Here is a 4,649-nt window from a genome sequence, read left to right as displayed (position 1 = left end):
AGCCTTTCGTTCATGTTGGGGAGTAAGGGTCCACTTGGTGCGGCACGGCTCCGTCGGCAACACGCTCGACACTCACCCGAGCCCGAAAACTACTGTCTCAGAACGCAGAATCCCGCAAGTGCGACCCTGATCATCCTCGGATACCCGTCGGGCGTCCATACCTGCAAGACCTCGCAGTCGAGTTCGGCGACGACCAGGTCCTTCACTCCACGCGCGCACTCGCAGTAGGATCGCTCGCCGGCCCGGCCGGCGCCTCCGTCCACAAGGCGACCAGCAGCCTCACACCGATATCGGACTTCTCCACGGCAGACCAGCCAGTACTGGGAACGCACATCGCCGGTCTGGACCGCCAACTGGTCCGACTCCCCGTCTGGCTTCCCCGGTCACGCAAGTCGCATCGTCGATCGTCGCCGTCTCGACCCCACTCACAGACGTGATCGACTCGAGCGTCGCGAATCCGGACGCAACCATGCCGTTCACCGGGTGACCGCTCGGGACCTTCCGAACACTGCCTCCGAGGTACCGAGCAGGACACGCCAATTGGAACTCCTCGACGCACCGACCATCGCGAGCGCCATGCGGACGCCGCAGCCGAACTCGCCCGCCGAGGCACCGGAGTGCTTCCGCCTCCCCGGACACCGCATCCCTGGTCTTCACGGACCGAGACACCGACTACCAGAACGCCCGATCGTCTCCAGGTCGACACACACTTCAGAAGCTGAAGCTGGTTGGCGCGAGGTATTCCGATCGCGAATCGACTGGCGCACACCAAGTCACCAGTGAGTCGAACACCCAGCTTGCGCGGCTGATACAGAGGGCCACGGCCGTGGATCTCGGATGGGACTCGCAGCTGCTATCGGTGTTCCGGGACACTCAGGGCCACAAAACGATTGCCACACACTGGTACCCCGAACCTGGCAGAAGCTGACGCGATCGCGTCGGTGAACCTTGTCAGCATCCCGGGAAGTCACCGGAGGCACGTCCGAGAAGCCGGCCCTCTCAGGGGAAGATTCCGGAGCCGCTCGGTTTCGGTGCAGCCATGACCGACCCCTCCTCGATCGGCCCGGAGCTGTATCTCCATTCCCCGGTTACCGAGACCGTGTAGTTCTGCATCTCCAGCGCACAGCCACCCACTACAGCTGCCTCGTCGTGGACGCTGTCCACAATGCGATTCAGGGGTTCGGGATGGCTCGAGCGTTCAGATCGGACGCTCGGCATGAGTCGCCGAGCCCGCAATCCTCGTCGGCTTCGGGCGGTGGGCCACAGGCACCAGGCACTACAAGGTATCTCAAGCGCGGCGACGCGCAGCAGGCCCGCACGCAGCACCACCGGAAGATGCGCATGAGTGAGCGGTATTGACGCACAATTCCACGCCTACCACGTCGGACACCCACCGGCCTCGCTCAGCTCCGGCCGAATCGACCGTCCTCGTATACGCGCGCACGTGTTCCGTGTTCCGATCCGGCGAACACGGCCTCGGGTTCCGCACCCAGACCTCGGGAAAGGATCGCGTGGCCGACAACGCCGCAGCTATTGAACAAGGATCCTGGCTCCACAGAACCGTCACGTGTCGACTCTCCCATGCATCACCTCGCCATTCGACGACCTCGCGTCGGCCTCATCGACCGTGATCGGACCACAGTCGTCCCGAGCGGCAGACCACCACTACGCAGTGGAGTCCCCCGTTGTGCTGACGGAACAGCCATGCTCTTCTGATGCCCCGCGGTTGACGGATCCCCGAGTCGGTTTCGTGCCCGAGCCCCTTCCGGTTCCTCCCCTCCCCTACAGGAAGGGCTCTGGCGTGTCCGTATCGCCGAAACGAACGCACCGGCAAAGCAGCTCCGTCATCTGAACGGACGGCGCGACCCGGACCCTTTCCGAAACCCAGCCGGCACCGGGGGTCCGTGCCGGGTCCATCAACAGATCCGGCACCGAACGCCGCGGCGGGTTCGGTGCCGGCACTTCACCTCGACCCGCGATCCGCTGCGGACAACCACCCCGACGGGCACGAGCCGCGAGCCTCTCATCCGGCGCAGGACACCGAGTAGCGCACGGTCGAGAGCGATTCGAGGACAGCGCCACGTCGAACCCTCAGATCGGGACGGCGCCGAGTAGTGCCCGACACTCATTTCCGAAAATCGACGCTGAATATCGTCCTCGGCCGTGGACAGCCGCTCTCGACGCACGCGAAAATAAAATTTGAGTCGCTGCGCGATCACGGACCGGAGATGTGGTGAAATAAACCACATCGATACCCACCGAAGGGAGGAGCCGGAACTTACCGACGAGTAATAAGTAAATAACTCACAGGGCAGTACAAGACAAAACCCCCTAACGGGGGCTTGTCCTTCGAGAATCTTTCCACCAGGTTCATCGAGTTGTAGTGCAGCTAACCGTGTGTTCAGTTCTCACCACTGTTGGCGCTCGACATGGACCGAAGTTGCCGCTTCGCTCCAAGTACTGCTCCCACCAGGGCTTATCGGTGCTCGATAGGTCCCGCTTTCTTGGAGGGACATACCGTGCTTGGTACGTCTCAGGGTAACTCATGCCCTGACACAGATACAACAACTTCCACAACGACACGCCGCGAATTTTCCGCACCAGTCGCGCCGGATGCCGCAACTCACCAATCCCCCACTTCCCATGACCTCGCCTATTTGGATGCAATAACTCGCGCACAAGAAAACGTGGCGCGAGTCGAGGAAATCAATATCGAAAGCGACCAACGCGGTCGAACCTGGTCAATTCCGGTACCACCAGAAATGCAGTCGACCACCCCCGTCTGGTCCGGACGAGCAATCTGGCAACGCCAAGTCCGAGAAATTCTGAATAGCGACTCGGGCATTCAAGAATGCCGGCGCCACAGCATCGACCCAGAACGCGTCTTCGCCGTTGCGGTATGCATGGCCGCCGTAGCCGACCAGCGCACCGGACGCCGCGTCACCGCCTCACGGGAGACCCTCGCCGAGCGAGCCGGCGTCTCGATCACTGTCCTCAAGCGTGCACGGCGCGTTCTGTCCGAACTGGGGATGGCTCACGAGATGGTCCGGGGCCGATTCCTACGCACAATCGAACAGTGGGCCGCCGAAGCCCATCACGGACGTAAACAAGTGAAGGCGACAAGCGTCTGGGCCCTGACCTCCCCCAGATCCGTCGTGATTCGCGTTACCTCCGCTGGCTCGCCCACGGACACTCCACCCACTACACGCGTCGGGAACGCCTCACGCGACCCCCGCACCCCTACCCCACCGATTCATCCACAATCCCGCACCGGTGGCCCCCAATCTCTTGGTGTTGTTTTATGTAGTTCTACTTCCGTCAGGAAGTACAAGACAACGCGCGCGCGAACGCACGCGGCCGGAGCTTCCCCTTCCCACAACGAGAATCCTCGACCGATTCAGCTTCAGAAGGCCGCTGCCGAGCTAATTTCCCTTGCCCCATCTCTAGATACCGGAAGACATATCGGATCCGTCTGCGACGCACTCAGGGACCATTGCGTCGATACGACTCGCTGGACAGGACGCGATATCGCGAGAACCCTCAACGAAGACACCAAGCTTCGCGGCTGGACCTGGCCTGAACGGGGCTCGCTTAGGCACCCCATCAGGTTCTTGCGCTGGCGCCTGGCGCGCATTGATTGGTCCGGCCCCTCCCCCTCCGAACGCGCCCGCGCGGCCAAACTGGAGCGGCACCTGGAACGCCGGCGAGCTTCCGTGACGGCGTCCGACCGCGACATGCGAATCGCCTCTACAAGCACGAGGATGTCGGTCATGAATCAGATTCGAGAAGCCCTCTCCCGCAGGCGAAGCAATCCCTCCGGTAGCGCTGTGAGGTAGGCACGCTCCCCGTCCGACGAAAACACGGGAGCCTCCTCTCCCCCACCGGCTCGTCGTTGGCGGTGTTTCGTGATAGCGAGATGCGACTCATGGCTGTTTACCGCGGTAAACAGCCATGAGTCGCGGTGCTTCTGACATGTCCAGAACGGTCGCGCGTGTCCACCAGTCCTCCGCGTGGTTTACCGCGGTAAACCACGCCGACGAAGTACGGTCGCGACGAACCGCCGGAAGCCCGTTACGTCCGCGTGCGGGCCCGGGCGGGCCATCCTCAGGGATCGCCGTGGACTTGGAGCTGCCTGGGCGGCTCCTGTCGATCAACGCCGACGGCTCCCCTGGGTCTCGTGGTTTACCGCGGTAAACCACGAGACCCAGGCTTGTTCTTGCTTCGGGCAACGGCCACATCATCGTCCGTGTTTACCGCGGTAAACAGGGTTTCGGATCGTTGCCCCGACGCGGAGAGCCGTGAACTATTGACGACTCTGGCTTGACGGTAGTCGCCTGTAGCGGCGGTGCTCACGGAGATGCTTTCCCGCGAGCACCGATCGAGCTGGTGTGGGATCCGCTCAGCAGGTCGTAACACTATGCGCCAGCCTATAGGTGCCTACGTGAAGTGATCGGTTCAATCCAGTGCTGCGGTTTACCGCGGTAAACCGCAGCATGTGCACCACTCGATGACTCTCGTCGGATACCGAGTGTCGCGTCGAGTCGCCGGTATGCGATCGAGTGCGTTTGTCGCATCTCGTTTACCGCGGTAAACGGGCTGAGAAGATCGCCGTGGTGACATCGCATCACCACGTATGCGCTGGCACCCCG

It is taken from the genome of Rhodococcus sp. CX (assembly GCF_015865005.1).
Taxonomy (GTDB): domain Bacteria; phylum Actinomycetota; class Actinomycetes; order Mycobacteriales; family Mycobacteriaceae; genus Rhodococcus.
Note: the sequence above shows the minus strand (reverse complement) of the source record.